The sequence below is a fragment of the Streptomyces sp. NPDC059989 genome (assembly GCF_042736975.1).
Lineage (GTDB): Bacteria > Actinomycetota > Actinomycetes > Streptomycetales > Streptomycetaceae > Streptomyces.
Genome location: NZ_JBHWUO010000007.1, coordinates 81,621 through 101,974, shown reverse-complemented (window position 1 = coordinate 101,974; position 20,354 = coordinate 81,621). Strand labels below are relative to the sequence as shown.

The window sequence follows — 20,354 nt, the reverse complement described above, 5'->3', positions numbered from 1 at the left end:
ATCACGAACTGCCGCGGAAAACGGGCAAGTTCTCATGCCCAGCGGCAGGGATAAGAAACAAATAGGAATCGAATGCATGCCCTGGATGCGGTCGGGCAGATGATGGTTCGGAGGTTGATAACTATGGTTCCCCTGCTTATCGTTCTTCTGCTGGCCCTGATCCTCTTCGGCGCGGGTTTCGCGGTGAAGATTCTCTGGTGGGTGGCCATCGCAGTCCTGATCCTGTGGCTGATCGGATTCGTCGCCCGGCCAAAGGGCGGTAGCGGCCGCTGGTATCGCTGGTAGTCGCACGACATCAGCCCAGTTCAGATAATGCATGGCGGCGGCCGGCCCCCCTCCTCAGGGCGGCCGGCCACCGCCATGTCGTCGCGTCTACAGACCTTGTGAACCCGTAACTGCTAAAAGCGGATTTCAAGGGTACCCGGAGAGCAGCCGGGGCGGTCGCCGTGACGCAGCAGGGAACCTGCTCACCTCCAACGATCGACGACCGCCCCGGTCCGCATTCGATCCGGGTGCGTGGAGCAGTGAAAGCGGGGCAGACGAAGTCCAGGCGGAACGCAGCACATCCGCCGAACACACCGTACGGAACAAGGAGGATCGGCGGAGCATCCTTTCCCCGCCGCCCCCCATTGACCGGAGGAGTTGTTTTCGCGTGACTGAACATGTGTGGAGTTACCAGCCGACCGCGGGCCACCTGGCCGGTACGGACCTGACCGAATACAAGGTCGAGGCGACCGACGGCAGTATCGGCAAGGTCGACAAGCACTCCGACGAGGTCGGTGACGCCTACCTGGTCGTGGACACCGGAGTATGGATCTTCGGCAAGGAAGTCCTGCTGCCGGCGAGCACGGTCGTCAAGGTCGACCCTGAGGAGCGGAAGATCTTCGTCGACCGCACCAAGGAACAGATCAAGAACGCCCCGGAGTTCCACCGGGACAAGCACCTCGACAACGCCGGCTACCGCGAGGAGCTGGGCACGTACTACGGCACCGGCGCCCCCTTCGGTGGCCGCCCCGCCTGATCGCTTTCCCGCCCGATGACGCCGGTCCCGGCACCCTCCCTGGGTGCCGGGACCGGCGTCATCGCGGTCACCGGCAACGGTCTGCACGGACAAGTCATCCACTTCTGCCACGCAACCCGTTGACAGCTCGCGGGGTTGCCGAGACGCACCCCCCACCCCCGTCGGCGCCGAGTCATTCACCGTCAGCCCCGTGTGCCATCGCACGCGCCGCCGCCAGGACGGGCGGCCAGGTCGGGGCGGTTCGGCCGCGAGCTGCGGCCAGGCGTTGCCTCAAGTCACAGGCGGCTTCAGGCTCGGGGAGGGCCAAGCGACATCCGCGGAAATGTAGAGCCTCGACATGATGTACCTTGAACACGTTCAGTTGAACACGTTCAGGGGTGGGTTGTGGTGGAGGAATCTCAGAGGGTGCATGCATGGTCGCTGCGGACGGAAGGGGGCTCGATGCGCACACGCACGGTGATCCGTTCCGCCGTCGCCGCGGCCGCGGCCGGTCTCCTGCTGTCCGGTTGCGGTGCCTCACAGCAGGAGATGTTGGACACGTTCGGACTGCAGCTTCCGGCCTGTGAAACGGAAGACGTGCGCTTCTCCGGTTCCAAGATGTTCGGACCGCAGATGACACTGAGCTTCACCGCGTCGAAGTCCTGTGCGGACGAGTACCTCACGGACCACGGCGTCGAGCTCGCGTACTCCACCTCGTGGCCCTACGGCGAGACCATCCTCGACGGGAAGCGCGTTCCACCGGCCAAGACGCCGTTCCCGGAGGACACCATGGAGGCGCTCGGGCTGAAGCTGACGCCCGGGCGGTCGTACCGCATGCACACGACCTTCACCACGCCCAAGAATCCCACCTTCGATCTGCTCGTCGACGAGCAGGGGGACCGCGTGAGCGTCTATTTGGTGTCCGTGGTCCTCCCCGACTAACGACCTCGTGCATGGTCGGCGTGACAGCGGCCTTGCGGGGTCGTTGTGCTCGCAATGCTTGGGTCCCCTCGGTCGTGGCCCAGCCGGCCACCTGCAGTTGACCGAGTGGCCGGCACGGAGTGATCCGGATGAAGGACTCACCTCTAGTGGCCGCAGTACCTATGATCGGCGTCGTCGAAGGGGGGCCTCGCCGTGCCTGAGTCTCGTATCCAACCGTCCTGGCGGGCGCCGTTGGTCAAGTGGACCCAGCCTGCGCCCGAACGCGCTCCGTATGCCGTTATCGGACGACGGCCGCCTGGACCGGGGCGAGTTGGCGGTCCTGTGCTTCGTCCTGGTCTCAGGCGCGGACGAGCTCCTCACGTCTCCGCTATGGAATCTCTAGGTGTCTGTCACTCAGTCGAGCCCTGGTTGGTGGCAGTGGCTGGATGGACCTGTGCGTCGATCTGGGCCTGGGCAGAGGGTCAACTCCGCGACCGCATCATGCTCGTAGGCCGGTCGGAACCCTGACGAGCTGCGGTTGAGGCAATGTCGGGAGCGTCGGGAGCGCACCGGAGGTTGGGAGTCGTGTGGAGGCAGTAGATCACGTGGAGCTTACGCGGGGGCGGTGTCAGGCCGGGCCTGGTAACGCGCTGGTCGATGACCCACAGCAGGTCACTGCCGTCGGCCTGCTCGGTGTCCAGGCCGAGTTCCTCGGCGAGCTCCCTGCACAGGGCGGAGGTGAGGTCTTCGCCGTGCTCCTCGACATTGCCGCCGGGTGGGGTGTAGCGGATGGAAGCGGCGCGATCACGGTGGATGAGAGCAACGTCGCCGCGGCAGAACACCAGCGCCCCGGTGCGGATCTTGATGCGTGAGAACGGGGCTGCTGGCGTAGCGGGAGTCCTGGTCACGGATACCTGCGGGTGAGAGTGTCTCCGTCCTGTTCCCACCCCGGCAGAGCGACAAGGTGCTCGGCGTGGGCCGCAGGCCCTCATACCGGCCGCAGCTTGACGACCTGCGCGCGCCTGCGGTGGCCATGCAGCAATCATTCGCAATTCCCAAAGGGGAGCCCAGTCGTCGTGGGGCGTCGGTGGGCCCGTCACGGATGGACACAAGCGGCAGAAGTCAGGGCTCACTCAAGCGTACGGCGAGGGCCGCGACGTCGTCGTCAAGGCGGCCTCTGCTGTAGCGGAGGAGATCGCGGTGAAGAGCCGTGAGCAGTTCGCGGGGCGGCGTCGGGGGTTGTCGACGCATCCAAGCTGCCAACGGGAAGAACTCGCCGTCACGGGCACGAGCCTCGGCGATCCCGTCCGTATAGAGAAGCAGCAGGTCGCCGGGGGCGAAGTCGAAGGTGTCGACGGTGTACTGATCGCCGATCAACTCCGCCAGGCTGAGCAGCGGCGATGGGGTGGCCGACTCGAGGACACGGAGCTCCCCCCGGTTCAGGAGCAGTGGCGGGGGGTGTCCGCAGTTGAGGATGTCGATACGTCTGCCCCCGTGCGGGATCTCGACGAGGAGGGCGGTGGCGAAGCGCTCCATCGGCCCCTCGGGGGGAAAGGCGGCGTTGTATCGGGTGCTGCTGGCGTCCAGTCTGCGTGCGACGTCGACCATGTCGGTCTCGCCGTAGGCCGCCTCCCGGAAGGCATTGACGATCGCCGCGGCCGCTCCCACTGCCGGCAGGCCCTTGCCCCGCACGTCACCGATGAGCAGCCTCACCCCGTAAGGCGTGTCGACCACCTCGTAGAAGTCCCCGCCGATGCGGGCCTCCGCCGCGGCCGCGAGGTACAGCGACTCGATCTCGACCATCCCGAAGCGGCGTGGCATAGGGCTCAGCACCACCTGCTGCGCCGCGTCGGCGACGAGCCGTACCTGGAAGAGCGTGCGTTCCCGCTGGAGCCGGACATGGCTTCCGTACGCGGCGGCCACGGTGACCGCGATGATCCCCGCAGCCGTCCACCACGTGCCCAGATCGGGGAAGACGAGGCTGAGACCGATCATCAGGAAGAGGCAGACCGTCCCGAGCAAGACGGTGGGGAGGACCGGCCACATGGCGGCCGCGAGGGCCGGCGCCGCGGGCAGGAGGCGACTGAAGGCCATTTCCGGCGGCGTGGTGTATGCCAGGCTGGCAATGACGATGGTCAGTATGACCGGCGACAGCCGCACAAGTCTTCCCGGGCCGGGGCGCCTACGAAGCCGCGGCCGTCCAGACTCGATCACGCTTCCCAGAGTATCTACGTAATGAGGGCATCGCGCTCTGACGAACAGGGTCGGCTACCCGTCCCTCCCGCTCCACAGTCGATGAGTGCCCCTACGGCCCGCGCCACTCGAACCTTGCTGTCACTGATCACCTTGTGCCGGAACAGGGCACCAGGCGGTGTTACTGAGCGCCCTACCTGGCCCCGTCGGCAAAGTAGGGCGCCCAGGTCCGAGCCTGGGCCGGCCGTACTGGTGGGGGGTGAGGTTGTTCAGCAACCCGGTGGGGCGTGGTTCAGGCCCTTTTCCAGCAGCACGATGTGGGGCACGGTTGCGCCTCTCCGTAGGAAGTTTGAGCCTGTGCGGCCACAGCGCCGCACGGCGTGCCCGCCGGAGCCCCCGCACTCGTTCGAAGTCCGGTCGGCCGCACCGCCAACTTCTGAAAATGCCCCTACTTGCGGACAGGTTCGGTCCGCAATGGATCACGAGATCAGCGAACCAGACCGGGCGGGCCCTCCACAGCACTCACCCGGGCCGACCGGAACGCTCAGGGGCCGACTACGGCACTCGGTCACACGTATGACTTGAGCGCCGCAGCCGGCCAGTCTGGCCGGCTGCGGCGCTCAAGCTTCCGCACGCCTTCGGCGACCCGTGTCGCCTCGGTGCCAGGTCGCCACCACCCCGTACAAGCCGAGGGCTATGGCACGGTCAGTACCCACCACTGCCGCAGCGTGCGGAGAGTGCGCAGGGAGAGGTGTGGACCCCGGCAAACGGGGAGGGCGTAGCGTCTGACGGGATCGCCGTTCGGGAAGACGAGGCCATCGCGGCCGGTGACGACCGCTCCGTCGTCCGTCAGTCTCAGGTGGTGGACGGCATCCACGCCGGTAGCGGTGTCGATGCCCCGCTCGCGCCCGCCGAGCAGGAGCAGCCGGTCACCGCGGATCGCCATGCCGAACGGGGCCGAGACCGGCAGGGCGCGGATACGGAGTATCCCGCTGGGCCCCGTTTCGACGAGCGGTGCGCCGGGCCGGTACATGGTGTGGACCGTGGAGTCGGAGTCGGAGTCGGAGACGTTGATGGTGTTGACCTCCGCCACGTGGTCGTAAGGCGCCGCGGGGCGCAGGGCCCCGGCGCGGTTGCCCCTGTTGTCCCAGTGGACCAGCCCGCCCGCGCTGACACGGTCCTCGCTGTATATCCCTTCGTCGGCGTACCCGGTCCAAAAGCCGGCCCGGCGGTCCGCGACCAGGTGCTTGAGGTGCGTTCCCAGCGGGAACCGGCGCCCAGAGCGGCCGTCCGGGCCGAAGATCTGGCCGGAACGAGCGTTCGGCCCTCCGTTGCCGGAGAGGACGAAACCACCGCCCGGGAGGGCGTCGAAGGCGTCCGGGTCCACGGCCACTCCGCGCAGGGTCCGTTCCCGGACCTCACCCCGGTCGCTGATGACGACGAGGGCGTCGAAGGGCAGATGTGCGGGCGCCGGGACGTCCCGGCCGGCCCATCTGTAGGGGAAACGGGTATCAGGGCAGATCAGCCAGAGAGCCCGGCCCCACGGATCGATCGTGGAGGCCAGCACTTTCCGTTCGTCGTACTGCCGAGGCAACAGTGCGTAGGGACGCAATGCCACCTTCGTCAAAAGATCACCTCGCGGGCGAAGGAATGCGACACCTCCATGATCACACGGTCGCTCCGGGCTCGGCCGTCCAGGGCGACGCAGGCTGGGCGCCGCTGCGCGGCCCTCAATGCCATCGGAGACGTGTCGCTACCGGCCCCAGCTGGAGTTGGCCGGTGTCGGCCCTGACGTTGGCAGCAGGGTCACAGTCGCCCTGGACGATCAGCTCAGGGTGGTCTCCTGGATCAGTTGCGTAACGTGCGGCCAGACTCTTTGCCCGCGCCCGCGCCCGCACCCGCGAGCGCTGGGGCGCCTGTGTGTCCAATGCCTGAACGAGGGGGCTTCGTCGCCTGCGGAGCGATGGTGGTGTTGGTGCCCCGCCGAGGCCGGTTCCCGCAACGCCACGGTGGAGGAGACGGACATGGACGCGATCGTGCTGCTGCGCGAGGACCACAAGACGGCCGAGAAGCAGTTCGAACGGTTCGAGAAGACCCGCCACAAAAACCCGCTGGCCGTACCCAGCACGGACAGCGAGTGAAAGTCCCCTCCGCTCACCGGCTCCGGGACGGCGCGCAGGCCGTGGTGGCAGCGGTACGGCACACGGCGTTCTCCCCCATCCCCTCGGGATCGACGTCCATCATCAACGTGACCTCGATATGGGCAGGATCGAAGTCGGCAGGCACCCAGCAGCTCGATCCGGTCCCACATCGCATCAGTGATCACTAACCGGACAGAAAAAGGGCAGGGCGATACCCAGCCCCAGCACCGTTGCGAGGGCGGACCATACGCAGGGCTCTCCCGGTCCCGTAGACAACGTAGGGAATTGTGAGCGGCACGGGTGCTGGTCGTCAGGGGTCCATCCCGGATTGGACGTCACCCCAGCTGTCCCGGATCCGTTGACGTGCTACTGACGAGGGACGCGCGCACAGTCGTAGCTCGCCGTTCGGGTGAACGTCCAAGGTCACGGCATCGATCAGGCTCCCGATCGGCGGGAACTCGTCCGGGGTCAGGTGCCTGCGCTCGTCGGTCAGCAGTACGAAGTCGATGAAGGCGGCGACGCCCGGCTGAGGCTTGACGATGGAGACATCCACACCGAAGCGCCCGCGGTGTCCGGTGACCTCACATTGGACGATCTGATCCTCGTGAATCCCGCTGGGCCAAGACCGGCTGTTGTCCGTCATGGGACTGCATCCTGCCACGCGGCCGAACTCGCCTCAATCAGACGGCGCTTGGCCAAGTTGATGGCTCGGGTCGACTGAGGCGGGCCTGGCCTTGCACTATTTTTTACCCAGTGAGCTTTTAACCTCACGCTGACGCGTGGTGAAGGACGAGGACGGCCTGGACGATCGCTGTCATGCGGTTGGTGCTGCAGCGGAGCTGCCGTGGGAGGCGCCGGCCTTTCAGGGCAGCCACGGCCTGCTTGCCGAGGCAGCGGATCTTGGCGTGCGTGCTGTTGTGGCGGCGCGGCAACCCTTGAGGCAGCGGCCGCGGAAGGGTACCCGGATGGAGCCGCCAGCGCCCTGGTATGCCTTGGCAGCCCAGCATTTGAGACTCGCATCGGTGAGTGCTTCGACGATGCCGTGCGGGCGGCGGTCAGGTCATGGGGGGAGCCGGCAGCGCGGGCGAGGCCCACAGCAGGCGGCCGAACGGGTCGGTGAGGACTTGGACGTTCATGCCGCGGCGCTTGTGTTTGCCTGAGCAGTACGGGGTGTCGGCGGCGATCCGGTCGATCGGCAGCAGGGTGCCGTCCAGGGTCACGAACGCCTTGGTCCGCGCGATGCGCATCGCCTCGGCCAGGGTGTACGCAAGGGCGGCCAGCACGTAGACGGCCTCGTGTATGTAGCGGTATGCGGTCGCGATGCCGATACCGAACCCGGCGGCGAGCTGAGCACAGGTGTCGCCGCACCGTAAATGGGCCAGGGCGAGGAGAGCCTGACGGCCGGCGGTCAGACGCCGCCACCTGGTCCCGATCTCCGCTCGCCGCACAGCGAGTCGTCCGGTCAGGTACCGCAGGGTGCGACTGGACAGGTCGATCGACGACGGGTGGACAAGCACACGAAGATCCTTGTGGCTACGGGCGATCTTGGTTGAGAACCCCGCCTGCCAGGCGCTTCGTCGTTCCGCAGATCGGTCCAACACACGGCCGGCACCGTCAGGTTGGAGAAGGCTCACGCTCCAGGAGAGCCACAACCGCGTTCGAGGTTTCGGGCAACCTCACATGACTCACCAAGTGAGTGCGAGCGCGCCTGCGCCTACGCGGGCAGCGCAGGGAACACGACCACCGAGCCGTCCTTGTCGCAGGCAATCTCAATCGCCACCTCTGTCGTGCGGCTGTTGACCGTGACGCCGTCACCCAACTTGTGAATCCGGTGTGCCGCGCTCATGAGGCGATCGACTTCACCGGTCGTGAAGACGGGTAGCAAACCGTTGGGGCGTGCCAGTTCCAGTGCCGACAGGCGCACCAGGACAGCAGCGATGCTCGACTCCAGTTCGTCGAGGCGCTGCTGATCGCGCTTGAGTGCGCGGGTGAAGTTCTCGAACGGATTGCCGGCGCCGCTCTGGGCGTGCTCGACGGCCTGGAGGACAACCACCCGCCGCTTCAGCGCGATAGCCAGGGAAGCGAGCTCGAGGTGGGTGCGGAACGTGCCGCCATGGTCTTCGACGCCGGGGAACGACTTGGTCAACGTGCCGAGTTCGACGGGCTCGCCCTCGGGCAGTTTGTCGAGCGCGCTCTGCCATCGGGCAAGGCGGCGGTCGACTTTGCCCAGCGCCGTGTTGATGGCATGCACCGCCGAGTCGAGTCCCAGCGAGACACCGAGCTTGCCCTGGTCGAGCAGAATGGCAGTGGCTTTGTCGATGGCGTCCCGGCAGCCGTCGAGTTCGCTGTGCTCGTCGTCGAGCTTCTCCTCCTGAAGTTGCTCCAGCAGTTTCGTGATGTGTTCGATGGCCTGCCGGCGCTTGTGGTCGGCGTGCGCGCTCACTCCCACCGCCACGGCCATGAGCACGAGCGGAGCGGCCACGGTGAGCGCCGTGCCGCCGGCGGCCGCGGCCCCGGCGGTCGCACCGGCCCCACCGACCGTGCCCGCCGCTGCCACTCCTCCGACCGGCACGAACCTCGCTTTGGAGGCGATCCTGCCCGTCGAGTTCACCAGCTCACCGTAGATGCCACCGGCCGCCCCCTTCGGCGCCATCGGGCGAAGGATGCCCTGCCCGAACTGGGCGGCGACCTTCGCCGGGACCACCATGCGATACAGACTCTCGCCGGAAGCGGTCGCTCTGGCCACCGTAAGGGAACTTCGCGCTGATTGCGTGATGAACTGTGACAGATGCTGCGCCAGGGGACTCGCGGCGTCGAGCGGGATGCCACGACCGCGGTCGATCTTGTCGGGCAGCGGATGTACCTCAAGTGTGACGATCGGCTCGCCGGCCAGGACGGCCAGTACTCCGCGCAGTTCAGCCAGGCGCTCAGCTGTCATCGACTCGCCCGCGGTCAACCCTGGCACTCGGACATCAGCGGTCGCCAGCGTCCACACGGGCACGGTCGTCTTGCGGTCGTCAGTCATCGTCTCCCCCTTGTTCTCCGACAGCAGCCTACGTCTGACGTCGAACTCGAACGGCGCAAGGTCGTCCTATGCGAATCACAGCGCCCTGGCGTCGCCCGCCGCACATCGGACCGCTCCGGGCCAGGCTCGCCGCACAGACTGGCAGCAACTGGACCCGATATGCCGCCGATGATCACCTATGGTCACCATCCGGCTGGACTCCGCGACACGCCGCTGACAGTTGAACAGGCGAACTCACCGGGACTGGTGCAGCAGTCAGATCGACTGCGGATCGGGATGCGGATAGCCGATTTCGGAGATGTCCTGGGCCAGGTCCGCCAGGGCGACCTCTGCGTTCAGCGACGATACGAGTTCCTGGTCCAGCGGGCGCAAGGCATACACATGGCTGACCGCTTCCAGGTCCACGTTGACCTCGTAGTAATCCTCGGCGAAGCGCTGGAACGCTTCCGGGGAACGCGCTACCAGGAGCTGGAACAGGCCGGTCGTCCCATCAGGATCGGCACGGCCCTCGGGAAAGTCGATCGTCCCGTGGCGCCATTGAGCGTCGGTCTCACTTCGCCACAGGCAGGCTGTTACGACGGGCACACCGTCCTCGTCGGTGAACGCGGGCTCCTCCACGAAGGGCCGAAAAGCCTCGGGGACTTCGTCGATCACTCCCGGCCAAGGCTCACCATCGTTGCCATATGGGCTCATCGCCGATTCATGGCTGAAGCCACGAACGTAACCTCCGGCTGCCGAAAACACGATGGAGTACTCGTCCCCCGATCCGTTGCGCATCGAGGCCATCTCCTCGCCGGCAGCCCAACCCGCGTTGAAGGAGTAGTACCGACTTTCCCAGTCCGGGCTCAGGATCGCATCGAGCATCGCAAGTGAGCGGCACAGGTTCCGTAGTTCGGCGATGGCGGGAAGCTGGCGGGCTACGTCATAGACAGTCACGCGCTCATCCAACCGGATGCCTCTGACACTCCGACTCCGTCGCGAGGAGTGTCACGATCAGTGACGAACCTGAAATGGACAAGCCAACAGGCGACAGCTGGATACGCGAGTCCACCAGACGCGTCCCTCTGCTCACCAGTCGATCTCTCCTTCCTCGTCGACGGAGGGATGGGCGACGGCATCGAGCCAGTCGATCCGATCGTGCTGCTCCATGGCCTCGGCCACCTCGTGGAGCCAGGACCCAAGGCTCGGCCACCCCAGGAAGTAGGCATGGTCGGCGTGCGGGGCGCGACCGAGATGGTCATGCCACAAGCCCGGACCCGCATCGATGAAGTGCTCATCGCCATCTCCGCCGGCGAAGGGGATCCATCGCGTTCCCCACCACGGAGTCTCCTGCTCGTCTGGGTCGTCCTCGCCCTCCCAGATCCTCATGCGCCCCTGTCTCACATCGGCGATTGCATCCGTGGAGTACAGCGGGCCGCATGGCAATATGCCGAGATGGGACGAATCTCCGTCGTGGCACAGCAGTGATGCGCGGAGGTCGGTGGGAAGGCGTACGCCCAACACGACTTCGAGCTGGTCGATGGCATGTGGCGAAGCCGGAGGACGCAGCTCTGCGAGTCGAGCGGGCGCATGCCGGGCCAGCCATACGTCGATGCGCTGCCAGGAGGTGGCAACGGGCGGAATCACCGGCGTAATGCCGATCAGAGGCGGCTCAATCATGAGCTGAAGCATCTCACCCGGGTTCAGCAGCAAGCTGAGAGGTGCAGGTACGGAAGGAGCGATCTTCACCGGGCGGCCGTCGACCGCACCCCCGCAGGAACGCCGCGAGCTCCGTGGGGACACCCTCACCAACCTGATCATCAGCATGCACGGGCGCATCGTTCCAGACGCCCCGAACTCACACCCGACCAGTTTGACCAAGCGGAGCGTCGCAACGGGCGTCGAGGACGATCAGGATGTCGTGGTCGCCTGCCTTCCATTGGCCGCGTCCGGCCGGAAACAGTGGGTGACGTCCACCGCCAGGACCAGGTGGCCGTCGGCGGCCTCGGGCCGCGGCAGCCCGGCCGGCAGCTGCCGCGGCCGCAGCCGCGACACGTCGACGTTCCGCCTGTTCAGCGGCGTCGTACATCGCGCCGTGCCCTCGTCGATGCTCGGCCGCCCTGGGTGTACTCAAGGCTTGCCAGCGCGTGCCCAGGGTTAGCCGGGGATGACACCGGGGCCGACGCCGGTCAGCTCACAGCTTGCGTCCCACAACCGCGCCGCGACGGAGGTGTCGGCGAGGTGGTTCCACATCGGCACATGCCGGGGCTCGCCGCGCAGGCCGAAGACGCGTGGTCCCCACAACTGGCCTCCACACACGGCCGGGTCGAGCACCGCTCGGACTGCGGGCCATGCACCGGCGTGCTTGCCCTGGACGAGGAGGGCCGCAGGCGCCGCGCTCAACCGGGCGCCGGTGGTTCGCATATGAACCGGCGGCCGTGACGGGGTGAGGGAGTCCAGCGCGCCGCCGGGATGGACCACCACGCTCGTCACCGTGCTGCCGGCAGCGCGCAGGCGGCGGTCGAGTTCGACGCCGAAGTACATCTGCGCCAACTTGGAGCGTCCGTAAGTGCGCTTGGGCTGGTAGCCCTTCCGGGACTGCAGGTCGTCCAGGTCGAGCCGCTCGGACTTTGCCGCGAAGCTGCCCATGGTCACGACGCGGGCTGCCGGCGCGGCAGAAAGCAGCGGCATCAGCCACTGGGTCAAGGCGAAGTGCCCGAGGTGGTTCGTGCCGAACATGAGCTCGTGACCGCCCTCGGTCTCCCTGCGCGGCGGGTCGTCGAGCGCGACGCCGGCGTTGTGGACTACCGCGTCAAGGCGCTCAACCTCCAGTGATTCCACCGCTGTTCCGAGCGACGAGAGGTCGGCGAGGTCCAGCGGTACGGCCCGCACCCGCGCACCAGCAACACGCGCACGGATCGAGGCCGTGGCGGCCTCGGCCTTGGCGGGATTCCGGCTGCCGAGTACGACGGTGGCTCCGGTCGCCGACAACTGCTCCGCGACGAAGTACCCGATGCCGGCGTTGCCGCCGGTGACCAGGAAGACGCGGCCATCGGCACGCGGCAGCCGTTGGACATTCCACGGCGGGGTGGAGGATGAGGACGACATGGCGACGGGGCTCCCTTGCTGGTGAAGGCGGCTGCGCTGCGACTGCTCCGCCGGAACTCGAACCCCACGGTTCCAGCGGCCACCGACACAGGGCCCATGGATCACCGACAGTCCCGCCAGGCGGCCGACATCCCACCTACACGGTGATGGCCCGTAGCCCGACCATCCGGCGCCGGCAACACCAGGCATGCACGCCGGCCCGGCCATCGGAGGGGCGGCCGAGCCCAGGTCAACGACCAGGTCGGCCGCAGGCGTTCCCGGTAGGAACGCCCGCGGCCGATCGCCCCTTCAGGCACCACCACGACGGGGCGACCGGGCCAACCCCGCACAGCTCGCCAACCCCCAGCGACGCAACGCCCGTGACCCCAAGCGGACACTCAATCTCCTCGGGCTCACCTGACCAAGAGGGACATGACGCCACTTGCCGGACCACTGCCGTCAGCGCCAGGCGCCGCTGCCGCTCGCCCAGGTGCGGCACCAACTTGGTGAACGTATCCACCAGCACAGCCTCTGTCCTCTCTTGCCACACCCGGCCTGCGGCCCCAACCATCCAGTCAGACCACGGAGTTATTCATCGTCAGGTCCTTGGCCCCGAACGCACGAGCAGGTGCCCGCGGTTGCCGCGGAAAGCCACTGACAGCCGCTCACACTGCACCACTTTGAGGCTGAAAAGATCACAGACTGGTCGTCCTGGCGAACGGCAGCCACGGGTCCCGCGCAACGCAGACCACCTGCGGGAACTACGAGGACCAGAGCTGGAGCGTCAACTCCAGCAGCGTTCCCGCGGAGATCCGAAACGGCTACAGCGGGAAGTGTCTCACCGCCCAGGGGTCCGCAGACGGCGCGCCTGTCTTCCAGTACAACTGCACGGGGCTGAACGACCAGAAGTGGTACGCGTACCACCTCGACAGCAACGCACCTGGTATGTCAATTACAACAGTCCTGGCTCGCCGGCTGCCGCAGCCCTGCCAGGCGCTATATCCAGACCAGAGCCTGACTGACGGCGAAGGGAACCGGGACCAGCACAGCCATGCCAAGCCACTGGTGAAGTCGCCCGCCCTCTTGTCGTGGGATGAGGACATCTACGACCAACACCATCCCCAGGACGAACAGCCCGCTGAGCACGGCGCCGTACGTCATGACCGTTGCTGTTTCAGACGCTTCCTTGTCACAGCCGATGCCACGGCCGCAGTCCACCAACGGGTACTCCGTAGTGAGCCAGCGGATGCACAAGCCTGGAATGATGGCGACCACACCAATCAGCAGATTTGCCAGCGCTGGCGCCCACAACCAACGGACGCCCCGCCCCCGGCCGTTGGCACTCACCTCGGAACCCAGCACGGCCCACCCCTTCAACGTGTCCTAGCTGGTAGATGCCCGTGAGGCTCTTGGGGTTCCCTCATAAACCAAACGATGACCCCAGCACCAAGTCGGCGCCCAGCCAGGCAGCCCAAGCATCGAGCACATTGCCCCGGCGCCGTGCGCCCAACTGCCTCCATGGCCGGGCGATTCACCGCGGCCGACCTCCACCCGGGTCGCCCGCTGATCACGGGCGAAGTCGATGGCGAACGTCGCGGGATACATGCGCAGGTCGTGCGCGGTGTCCACCTCGTCCGGCGCGGTAGCGGAACGGGCGAGATCGTCCGGGAGTTCGGCGCTGCCGGTACCCCGCCCCGCCCGCAAAGGCCGTGTTCCGGCGCCTTACCAGTCGTCGATGGCGGCGCCCACGCCCAGCAACAGCGACGCGCCCAGCGCAATGAGCGCCCACATGCGCAGGCCGGCCGGATCGAGGGATCGCGCCGGCTGCGGCGAGACCTTGCCCCTGGGGTCGTAGACCACGGCAAGGTCGGCTCCGACCTCGGCCAGCTTGGAGTTCCTGCCGTTCAGCTCGTCCGGTCCACCCAACGGGCAATCGAGCTTGTGGTCGTAGTACGTGCTGGTCGTCGTGGTCGAGTGCCCCTGGGCATCGGTGGACGTGCTCGTCTCGACGCGCCTGTCGACGTCCCGTACAACGCAGCTGATCTCCACCCCGCGCTCTTCGAGGACAGCCTGCTCCACATGGCCGGAGACCAGGAAGACCCCGATGACGGCAGCCAGCCCCGCCAGATGAGCGGCGAACGACTCGCCGCCCAGCCCAAAGAGGAACACCACCGCCCCCAGCGCCGCCGCCACCACGATGCCGGCGATCGCCCACCCACCGGAGAGCGTGCCCAGGGCGTGCCCACGCGAACATGCGTACGCCAGCCCACCCACCACAAAGGGGAACATCATCGACACCAGCAGGCTCGTCGCTCGCCGCCGTGCCCGTAAGCCACCGCCCCAGCCCGTCATGCCTCCCAGCAAAGCCCCGGACGGCGCCCGCGTAAAGGGTGCGGTGGACTTGGGAGCAAGAGGGGGGATCCCGGATCCCACCCGGGATACGCGCTCGTGGGCTGCAGCACGGTACGTCCACCGGCGGACGACACTCTGACGACGGCGACAGTTCGCCCTGGTGCTTGCCACTCACTGCGGACAGGGATTCCCCTCCAGGTACGTTAAGGGGCGCTGCGGGCGGCGGCCATCAGCTCCTCGGCCTGGTCGTCGGCGCCGCACGCCGCACACCAGGAAGCTACCGCCGATCACCTGTCGCCAACCACCGCACATCACACGTCGCTCATCGATCACGACGCCGGCGGACGCCAGTCCGGGCGGCGCCCGCTCAGGCCCACCACACGGTCGAGCATGGGCGCGTCGTGCGGGACCGCGACGATCGGGCCGAAGAATCCCTCCTCGGCCGGAGCGTCTTCCTCTGGAGTCAGCAGGCCCTCGGACACAGCCAGTTCCTCCTCGCTCACCTCGTACGCCTGGCCCGTCGCCCGCGCGAGGTCCCAGCCGTGGATCAGCAACTCGTTCAAGGCGACCATGCCCATGACGGAGGCCGGCAGCTCGACGCCGCCCGCCTGAGTGTCCCCCTCCCAAGCACCTGGCTCGCGCCAGGCCGCGGCCAGCGCGTCCAGCGCCTTCGGCAGCGCCGTACGCCAGTCGTCCGCCAGGACCGGCCGGACCGAGCCGGGCGGCTTGCCGGTCGACGGACCGAAGTCCTTGCGGGCCGCGTCGCGGAAGGCCACGCTCAGCCCTGCGACATGCGCGAGCACCTCCCGTACCCCGTACTCCGCACACGGCGTCGGGTCCCCGAGCCGCTCGTCGCCGATGCCCTCGGCGAGCCGTGCCACCCGCTCCGCGGCCGTTCCCAGATCGATGTGCTCCATCTTCTCCATGTATCAGAGACCGTTGGCGACGCCAGAACTCATCGCTCCGTGTCGCTTCGCCCCCGCACTCCATCGCATCGCTATCGCGGGATCCGCCACCGCGAGCGCCCCGTACAGCCGCCTGCGGGCACCTGCTCGGGCAATCCGGAGGGCGGCGGCACTGTCCCGGCGACCGCCGTCTGCCGTTTACCGCCGATGCCAGTGCGGCCGGACGCCCGTCAGCCAGTGAAGGGCTTGAAACGCCGTGTCGGCTGAGCTGCGTGAGGGGAGATACGAGCATCCGTAATGGAACGTAGTCGAGGAGTCACGTGAAGTGCACAGCGTCAGGAGAGTGCGGCCTGGATGTGGCCCTCCTTGACGTCCTCGACGGCGGGCAGGGCCACCGCCACCGTCCTGGAAGCCGACTGGGCGCCGGCCACCACCGCCTACAACCGGATCGCGGCCGAACTCGCCGGCGCCACCCGCTCTGGGGAGACCATCCGCATCACCCAAGACGACGGACTCGGACACCGGTATCACCGAGGACTGAAAGCCCTCCCGCGCATCGAGGCACGACGGCACACCGACCAGCCCCAGATGCACTGCCTCACCCGGGGACATGAAAGCCGTGGGATTGGTCTGCTCCTACCAGGCGGCTCCGCGCACGACGCGTCACGTTCCGTCAGTGATGTAGTAATCGTTCCCGAGGTACTCCAGGGTGTAGCTGCCGAGGTCGCTCTCGGAGAAGGTAGCGGATGCCCTGACCGCTTCGAGCGGCATCTCGATCTTGTCGGGCGTGCGCACGGCGATGCGCTGCGGATCGACCGTCGCTGTTTGCAGGGCCTTCTTCTGCGCGGGTGAAATCATCTGAAACACGATCACGTACGTCGACGTGCACGGACCGAATCCCTGGTCCTCTGCCTTCTTCGCGCCGGGACCGGCCACTTCGCAGACCGTGCCGATGTCCTCGTGGCCGAGGGCGTGGAGGTACTGCTCGTACCGCTGGATCGCCCGCTCCTTCGTCCTCGGCGCGGGCTGGCTACCGGTCGGGGTGGCAGACGGCTTCTCCGTCCCAGCGGACGCGGACGGCGTGGCCAATGGCTCATTTGCCCGTGTGGACGCGGACGGGTGCGAAGGCTTCGCGTCCGCGTCCTCCTTCGTTTTCTCCGGACCGCACCCGCACGCCATCAGCGCCACGCAGGCCGATACCGCCATGCTCACCATCGTCCGCGTTCTCATCCGGTCCCCTCCACCAGCCGACTACCCATCAAGAGGTCACGCAGGATCTTGGGGAACGGTTCCCGAGACGGTCCAGGACCTGGTCGAACCTGATTGATCCGAGCTCCGCCCGCCCTCGTCCCACCCCGACCTGGCCGGCCAGCCTCCCATGCACTGTGGAAAGCCGCCACGCCCGCAGGTGGGAAACCTCGGTGCTCAAGTCTGGCCCAGGCCTGAGCAGGTGGTGGGGAATGCCTCGATGGTCAGATTCCGGTCGTCCTCACCGCGCTGCGATCTCTCCGGCCCGTGACGAGGCGTCACGCAGGACGCGGTCGGTCGTTGTGTGCTGCTCGGCATTGACACCGCCCTTCTCACGGGCCGACGATCGAGGCCGCGCGGAGCCTCGTCGTCACCCCCCCGGTGCTCCAGCTGGGCAGCCCCGGCCTGTGTGCGTCCTCGGCGTGCCGCTTCGCATCTTCTCGGCGGCCCTGTCTGATGGAGACCATCGTCTTGCCGGCCGAAGAGAGAGCACCGCTATGACCACCACCGAGCAGATTGCCCGTGAGGCCGTACGTCGCGTCCTGGGGGATGCCGCACACGCCGACGTGACCACCTTTCCCGGCGGGAACCTGTCGATCAGCGTGCACAGTGGCGACCACACGGCCACCATCGATGGAGACGACAGCAGCGGGTGGGGCTGGACCGTCGACCCGGGCACCGACGACGGGTTCACTGGGCACGAGGACGTTGCGGCAACCCTCGACGACGCCCTGATCGGCATCCGCGGAAGATTCGGTGCCTGAAGCCACGGCCGAGCTGACGCGGTCCGCGACGCGGGGCCGGGAACGCTCGGGCGCGTACGGTCGGCTCGTCCGCAGGTCGCGACGCCCCGCAGATGATCCCCGTACGCGAGCACCTCCTGCCCATCGCGGACAGTCACCTGATGCATCCACCGGCCGGTTCCGGTGAGTTCCTCGCCGGCCGCCGGCCGCAGGTCCCGTCGGATCCCCTCACCGCCGTCCCACGCCTCCGAGTAGCACCCGAAGCCGCCAATGGGGTCTTATGCGTCACCGGTTTGCCCGCACAATTCTGTGGTGCAACGACGCTCCGCAGCTGTTGTTCGCGGAGTGGCTCGGTCACGTTCCACACCGTCCTTTGAGCGTCCGAGGGACCGGGCCGGGGGGAACGGCTGGGGGGAAGGGGCACGGCTACTGGTCGGGGCGGATCATCTGAGCGACTCGTTACCGGGGGGCCTCTTTCATGTTCAAGCGTCATGTCTCTGTCCTGTTGGTGGCCGCCAGCTGCCTTGTGCTCTCCGCCTGTTCCGGCGGTCCGGCATCCGTGACTGCCGACCACGCACCGGCAGGGACGCAAGATGCCGCCTCAAGTACGCAGACGGATCCGGCGCCGTCCCCTTCCGTTCCCTTGCCGACGCGCGGGGCGGTCGGCGAAGTACCGGACACCGCGCGGTTGCGGCAGCTCGTGCTGCAGCCGGGCGAAGCCGCCGGGGTCCCGGACCCCCAGCACGGGATCCGGGACGTGCACCCGTCCGAGCTGAGGCCCATCCCCCAGACGGAACCGGCGCCGGCCCCGTGCCCCACCATGTGGGCCCTGCTCAACCAGAAGGGCGCCCAGGCCGCCATTGCCCAGACCTTCGACTCCGACGAGCCCGGGAGCCCGCAGGTGACCCTCCTCGCGTCCCATTCGGCGACAGGGCCGCGGCAACCTTCGCCCAGCTGCGCTCGGCTGTCGCCGCCTGCCCCTCAGACGGCTCTGACGACCGCAAGGCGACCGTGCGGTACGAGGACCTCGACAGAGCGGGGTTCCCCGAGGACACGATCCACATCCGGATGACCTTCATCGAAGAAGGCTCCAACGAGCCCGCTGACGATGGTCCAATCGCGCCTTCCCGCTCACGGCGGAAGTGGGCTCAGCCCCCGCGCCATCACGGCCGGGTGCGGGCGCGGCAACTACGACGGCGACGGCGGGTGTGGCGACCACCGCATCGGGTGGGGTCACGGCCACGGGGGCGGCGATTGCGGCCACGATGGCGAGGACAGCGGTGGCCCGCAGGGTCCACTTCAGCACGGTGAGGCTCCGATCTCGGCTTGTGATGGCATACGCCTTGATCGTCGCCACCTATCCGGTGTCCGGACATCGTCCGAAGGTCGTAGCCGCCTCCCCCGCACGGGGGAGGCCGCCTTGCGTCACCGTGCGCCTGCCACACTATGCCGTGCGCGTCGCGGCAGGCGGTGCCAGGGGGAAGGAAGGGATCGCAGGATGTCCCGATGGATCGTGCTGGCCATACCCGTCGCCGGTGTCAGCGAGGCAGATCGAGATGCACGGACCCTCACGGAGTTCGACGGCAGCGCGGAGGAAGCGGAGACGGCCCTCTTGCAGGCGGCAAGCACGTACGAGCACAAGCTCTGGAAGGTGCGCCGAAGAGAGATCTTCAAGTGCTCCAGTCAGTCGTACTTCATCCGCATCCACGGGCGCATGGCGACGTACGGCCTCCTGATCCAGCTTGCTGAGCTGGTCCACGACACCGCGCAGCCAACGGGCCAACCCTCGGTTTGACCAGGCCGACCGTGGGGCTGCCGGCGTCAGTCGATTATTGGGCCGCCAGCCGACCAGCGCTGGCCAGGCGGCCTCTGATACCCCGAATCCAGCTGGATTCCGCTCGCATCGACGACTGCGTAGTCGCCAACGATCTTGAATGGGTCGCCGTCCTCATATAGCCACACGGTGACGCAGCCCTTCGAGACATGGGTATCGAACCAAACATCGACGCCCTCCGCCTCAGAGCGGACTGTGAGTGCCTCCCCCGGCTTCAACCAGTAGTCCTCACAGTACGGCTCGATGAATAGGCAGAGCTCGGTGTCGCCCCGATTCTCTACCGGCATGCTGCTGCGGCCCACTGATCCCCCAAAGATCGACGCACCTCGGCACACTAGCCGCAGCAACCGCCAGTGCTGTTGCGCTACTGCGGAGGACATCACCCTCGCGTGCGGGACAAGCCTTTGCCGCCGTAGCCGCACACGCTCGCCCTCGCCCTCGCCCTCGCCCTCGGCGGCACCGTCGTTGCTCTGGCGACTGTCGGGCGATGCGCGAAGGCCGCCACCTCCCAGCGGGGAGGTGGCGGCCTTCAGAGCGTCAGCACTCGCGCAGGCCCGGCGCGGGGTCGACCGAGGTGTGGACGTCCACGGCCGCGACGTTGCCCCACTGGCCGTTGTCCAGCTTGGTCCAGTACCAGACGTTGTTGCCGCCGGCGTGCTGGTCACCGCGACCCCAGCACTGGAACCAACTGGGGCTCGTGTTCAGCGGCCCCCGCACCGCGGAGTTGTACCGGCGGTGCTCGTAGCCCTTGGCGCCGACCCGGTTGCCACACCACAGCTTGCCGTCGGCGCGGACGCCGCATTCGGCGGCCGCGCTCTTGCCGGTGGCCGGCGTGGCCTGGGCGGGCCCCGTCACGGTGGCCATACCGCCCGCCAGTGCGGCGGCGGCGAGACCCAGGGCGATCTTCTTGCGTGCGGACATGCTTC

At 67.5% G+C, this 20,354-nt stretch carries 19 protein-coding genes and 3 pseudogenes; 6 read left to right on the top strand and 16 right to left on the bottom strand.

Going from position 1 to position 20,354, the window contains the following annotated elements; all coding sequences use genetic code 11:
• Positions 1 to 99 precede the first annotated feature (99 nt).
• The 3 genes from ACFWBN_RS08755 to ACFWBN_RS08745 all read left to right on the top strand — a co-directional run bounded on the left by ACFWBN_RS08755 (position 100) and on the right by ACFWBN_RS08745 (position 1,942).
• A complete protein-coding gene (locus ACFWBN_RS08755; RefSeq protein WP_385173090.1) occupies positions 100 to 285 on the top strand; it encodes a hydrophobic protein in 186 nt (61 codons plus the stop codon).
• A 367-nt stretch (positions 286 to 652) separates the two neighbouring features.
• Positions 653 to 1,021 carry a PRC-barrel domain-containing protein gene (locus ACFWBN_RS08750; RefSeq protein WP_385172721.1) on the top strand — a complete coding sequence of 123 codons (369 nt, stop codon included), beginning with the start codon at positions 653 to 655 and terminating at the stop codon, positions 1,019 to 1,021.
• Between the two features lie 441 nt (positions 1,022 to 1,462).
• Positions 1,463 to 1,942, top strand: a complete 480-nt coding sequence (locus ACFWBN_RS08745) for a hypothetical protein (protein WP_385172718.1) — start codon at positions 1,463 to 1,465, stop codon at positions 1,940 to 1,942.
• 461 nt (positions 1,943 to 2,403) lie between these two features.
• Here the strand turns inward: ACFWBN_RS08745 and ACFWBN_RS08740 are convergent, their stop codons facing one another.
• The 10 genes and pseudogenes from ACFWBN_RS08740 to ACFWBN_RS08695 form a co-directional block, all read right to left on the bottom strand.
• Positions 2,404 to 2,913 carry an NUDIX hydrolase gene (locus tag ACFWBN_RS08740; protein ID WP_385173088.1) on the bottom strand — a complete coding sequence of 170 codons (510 nt, stop codon included), beginning with the start codon at positions 2,911 to 2,913 and terminating at the stop codon, positions 2,404 to 2,406.
• Between the two features lie 130 nt (positions 2,914 to 3,043).
• Positions 3,044 to 4,081: a PP2C family protein-serine/threonine phosphatase gene (locus tag ACFWBN_RS08735; protein WP_385172715.1), complete on the bottom strand. Its 1,038-nt coding sequence runs from the start codon at positions 4,079 to 4,081 to the stop codon at positions 3,044 to 3,046.
• Positions 4,082 to 4,808: 727 nt separating this feature from the next.
• A complete protein-coding gene (locus tag ACFWBN_RS08730) occupies positions 4,809 to 5,732 on the bottom strand; it encodes a hypothetical protein (protein ID WP_385172713.1) in 924 nt (307 codons plus the stop codon).
• An 833-nt stretch (positions 5,733 to 6,565) separates the two neighbouring features.
• Positions 6,566 to 6,898, bottom strand: a complete 333-nt coding sequence (locus tag ACFWBN_RS08725) for a hypothetical protein (protein WP_385172710.1) — start codon at positions 6,896 to 6,898, stop codon at positions 6,566 to 6,568.
• A gap of 124 nt (positions 6,899 to 7,022) precedes the next feature.
• Positions 7,023 to 7,772: pseudogene (locus ACFWBN_RS08720) on the bottom strand (transposase family protein).
• A gap of 197 nt (positions 7,773 to 7,969) precedes the next feature.
• The gene (locus ACFWBN_RS08715) at positions 7,970 to 9,280 is read right to left on the bottom strand and encodes a hypothetical protein (RefSeq protein WP_385172707.1); all 1,311 of its coding nucleotides are present in this window, start codon (positions 9,278 to 9,280) and stop codon (positions 7,970 to 7,972) included.
• 255 nt (positions 9,281 to 9,535) lie between these two features.
• Positions 9,536 to 10,216 (bottom strand): hypothetical protein, encoded by a 681-nt coding sequence (locus tag ACFWBN_RS08710; RefSeq protein WP_385172704.1) that lies wholly within the window; start codon positions 10,214 to 10,216, stop codon positions 9,536 to 9,538.
• Between the two features lie 132 nt (positions 10,217 to 10,348).
• Positions 10,349 to 10,939: an SMI1/KNR4 family protein gene (locus ACFWBN_RS08705; RefSeq protein ID WP_385172701.1), complete on the bottom strand. Its 591-nt coding sequence runs from the start codon at positions 10,937 to 10,939 to the stop codon at positions 10,349 to 10,351.
• Between the two features lie 264 nt (positions 10,940 to 11,203).
• A pseudogene (locus ACFWBN_RS08700) lies at positions 11,204 to 11,375 on the bottom strand (transposase); the annotation flags it as partial.
• A gap of 41 nt (positions 11,376 to 11,416) precedes the next feature.
• Positions 11,417 to 12,367: an SDR family NAD(P)-dependent oxidoreductase gene (locus tag ACFWBN_RS08695; RefSeq protein ID WP_385172696.1), complete on the bottom strand. Its 951-nt coding sequence runs from the start codon at positions 12,365 to 12,367 to the stop codon at positions 11,417 to 11,419.
• A gap of 681 nt (positions 12,368 to 13,048) precedes the next feature.
• Between ACFWBN_RS08695 and ACFWBN_RS08690 the strand changes: the two are divergent.
• Positions 13,049 to 13,264, top strand: a pseudogene (locus ACFWBN_RS08690) (RICIN domain-containing protein); the annotation flags it as partial.
• A gap of 78 nt (positions 13,265 to 13,342) precedes the next feature.
• Here the strand turns inward: ACFWBN_RS08690 and ACFWBN_RS08685 are convergent.
• From ACFWBN_RS08685 to ACFWBN_RS08670, 4 genes are all read right to left on the bottom strand, one after another.
• Complete coding sequence (locus tag ACFWBN_RS08685) at positions 13,343 to 13,708, bottom strand: hypothetical protein (protein ID WP_385172693.1); 366 nt, start codon at positions 13,706 to 13,708, stop codon at positions 13,343 to 13,345.
• Between the two features lie 360 nt (positions 13,709 to 14,068).
• On the bottom strand, positions 14,069 to 14,644 hold the full coding sequence (locus ACFWBN_RS08680; RefSeq protein ID WP_385172691.1) for a hypothetical protein: 576 nt from the start codon (positions 14,642 to 14,644) through the stop codon (positions 14,069 to 14,071).
• A gap of 383 nt (positions 14,645 to 15,027) precedes the next feature.
• Positions 15,028 to 15,624 carry a TIGR03086 family metal-binding protein gene (locus ACFWBN_RS08675; RefSeq protein ID WP_385172688.1) on the bottom strand — a complete coding sequence of 199 codons (597 nt, stop codon included), beginning with the start codon at positions 15,622 to 15,624 and terminating at the stop codon, positions 15,028 to 15,030.
• A gap of 642 nt (positions 15,625 to 16,266) precedes the next feature.
• Positions 16,267 to 16,809 (bottom strand): hypothetical protein, encoded by a 543-nt coding sequence (locus ACFWBN_RS08670; protein ID WP_385172686.1) that lies wholly within the window; start codon positions 16,807 to 16,809, stop codon positions 16,267 to 16,269.
• A 539-nt stretch (positions 16,810 to 17,348) separates the two neighbouring features.
• Here ACFWBN_RS08670 and ACFWBN_RS08665 point away from each other — a divergent pair.
• Entirely contained in the window at positions 17,349 to 17,615 is a 267-nt protein-coding gene (locus ACFWBN_RS08665; RefSeq protein ID WP_385172683.1) for a hypothetical protein, read from the top strand.
• Between the two features lie 1,477 nt (positions 17,616 to 19,092).
• The gene (locus ACFWBN_RS08660; protein WP_385172680.1) at positions 19,093 to 19,389 is read left to right on the top strand and encodes a hypothetical protein; all 297 of its coding nucleotides are present in this window, start codon (positions 19,093 to 19,095) and stop codon (positions 19,387 to 19,389) included.
• 26 nt (positions 19,390 to 19,415) lie between these two features.
• Here the strand turns inward: ACFWBN_RS08660 and ACFWBN_RS08655 are convergent, their stop codons facing one another.
• Both ACFWBN_RS08655 and ACFWBN_RS08650 read right to left on the bottom strand, forming a co-directional pair.
• Positions 19,416 to 19,730 (bottom strand): hypothetical protein, encoded by a 315-nt coding sequence (locus ACFWBN_RS08655; RefSeq protein WP_385172677.1) that lies wholly within the window; start codon positions 19,728 to 19,730, stop codon positions 19,416 to 19,418.
• 235 nt (positions 19,731 to 19,965) lie between these two features.
• Entirely contained in the window at positions 19,966 to 20,349 is a 384-nt protein-coding gene (locus tag ACFWBN_RS08650) for a hypothetical protein (RefSeq protein WP_385172674.1), read from the bottom strand.
• Positions 20,350 to 20,354 lie beyond the last annotated feature (5 nt).

Excerpts from the sequence above, each read along its gene's own strand:
- ACFWBN_RS08695 (WP_385172696.1), bottom strand. The coding sequence starts at position 12,367 with ATGTCGTCCTCATCCTCCACCCCGCCGTGGAATGTCCAACGGCTGCCG.
- ACFWBN_RS08725 (WP_385172710.1), bottom strand. The coding sequence starts at position 6,898 with ATGACGGACAACAGCCGGTCTTGGCCCAGCGGGATTCACGAGGATCAG.
- ACFWBN_RS08705 (WP_385172701.1), bottom strand. The coding sequence starts at position 10,939 with ATGATTGAGCCGCCTCTGATCGGCATTACGCCGGTGATTCCGCCCGTT.
- ACFWBN_RS08740 (WP_385173088.1), bottom strand. The coding sequence starts at position 2,913 with ATGAGGGCCTGCGGCCCACGCCGAGCACCTTGTCGCTCTGCCGGGGTG.
- ACFWBN_RS08745 (WP_385172718.1), top strand. The coding sequence starts at position 1,463 with ATGCGCACACGCACGGTGATCCGTTCCGCCGTCGCCGCGGCCGCGGCC.
- ACFWBN_RS08715 (WP_385172707.1), bottom strand. The coding sequence starts at position 9,280 with ATGACTGACGACCGCAAGACGACCGTGCCCGTGTGGACGCTGGCGACC.
- ACFWBN_RS08660 (WP_385172680.1), top strand. The coding sequence starts at position 19,093 with ATGTCCCGATGGATCGTGCTGGCCATACCCGTCGCCGGTGTCAGCGAG.
- ACFWBN_RS08670 (WP_385172686.1), bottom strand. The coding sequence starts at position 16,809 with ATGGCGGTATCGGCCTGCGTGGCGCTGATGGCGTGCGGGTGCGGTCCG.
- ACFWBN_RS08755 (WP_385173090.1), top strand. The coding sequence starts at position 100 with ATGATGGTTCGGAGGTTGATAACTATGGTTCCCCTGCTTATCGTTCTT.
- ACFWBN_RS08665 (WP_385172683.1), top strand. The coding sequence starts at position 17,349 with ATGACCACCACCGAGCAGATTGCCCGTGAGGCCGTACGTCGCGTCCTG.
- ACFWBN_RS08650 (WP_385172674.1), bottom strand. The coding sequence starts at position 20,349 with ATGTCCGCACGCAAGAAGATCGCCCTGGGTCTCGCCGCCGCCGCACTG.
- ACFWBN_RS08675 (WP_385172688.1), bottom strand. The coding sequence starts at position 15,624 with ATGGAGAAGATGGAGCACATCGATCTGGGAACGGCCGCGGAGCGGGTG.